Below are 1,195 nucleotides of genomic sequence, written 5' to 3'. Positions count from 1 at the left end.
TCTGCCTTGGTATATTTGCCTGGAACAGCAGCAGTAGCAGCTTCGTAAGACTTATCGGTATCATAGACATTCATAACTGCATCAAACAGCTCTGCATCATCGCTGAGTCTATCAGCCAGTTTCTTAATGTCATCATTCTTAAAAGCCTTTTCCACGCGATCTTCCGGCATATCCTGAATGCACTTTAGTAACTTCTCACCATCAATAGCTTCCTGAATAACCTGAATCTTGTCATTGTTTAATACTGTCATAATGAACGCCTCCCTTTATTGTGTGTTTGTTTTTCTTTGTCCTTTATATCCATGAGGGGATAAAAGTGTTATAAAAATTTTAAAAATAATGGGGATAAAAGGAAGCCACCCACAAATTCTTTGACTCATTGAAATAGACAGTTCCCTCGTAATTGCCCCGGACACTGGTTTTTGACATACCCTTTTCCTCCTTTTAACTAAATTATAAACCTTCGCAGGAACAAATTCCCACTTTTTACGACCTGCAGGGGAAATAAATACCCATACCCTTCATTATCAAATTAAGAAGATGAATTGTATGGGAATAACTTTGGAAAATGTTGTGGATAAATGCCCCTATTTGGTGCATAAAATGTGAATAACCTGTGTATATCTACCTCCCTGCCGCCACCGTGCAGTACATGGTGCGGACATATAATGTCCCCAATATCCCCCTTATTCCTTGTGCCACAAGGCTTTTCACGTCCCTAATATAATATAAGATAAAACAAAATAATATATTAGTAGAACAGGGCACCCAGCGTTTTTTGATGTTCTCCCAGTAGTTCAAGGAGGGCACCAACTACGGGGCACATAAGGATGATTTTATAAGATGGTATGGGACACTCTGAAAGAGTAGTTGCCTGTTGTAACCATTCATGTTAAAATTAGGTTATCATATTACTTTCCGTATAACGTTTTCCTTTTATGTGCTACATTTTTGTAGTCGTTCCTTCCTTTGCCGGTCTTTATGATCGGCATCTTTTTTGGCTTCAACAGAGGATAGTTGCATAGTGCAACCTTTTATGTTAAAATATTCTCATAGAATCCCATTCCAAGAAGCTGGGGACTCCCCCCGGCCAACAAGAGAGCCAGTCCTCCAACTGGCTTTTCTTAATTATGATAGGCGCACTGCTGGCCCCCACGCCAACAGTGATAAGGTCAGTCCAAGGACTGGCCTTTTT

At 40.2% G+C, this 1,195-nt stretch carries 1 protein-coding gene; it reads right to left on the bottom strand.

Annotation, left to right across the window (positions count from 1 at the left end; genetic code table 11):
- A partial coding sequence (locus tag T525_RS15380) for a hypothetical protein (RefSeq protein WP_037325763.1) occupies nucleotides 1-251 on the bottom strand: 251 nt, incomplete at its 3' end.
- Nucleotides 252-1,195: the final 944 nt, after the last annotated feature.

It is taken from the genome of Anaerovibrio sp. RM50 (assembly GCF_000622005.1).
Lineage (GTDB): Bacteria > Bacillota > Negativicutes > Selenomonadales > Selenomonadaceae > Anaerovibrio.
This window is presented reverse-complemented; position numbering and strand designations above follow the sequence as displayed.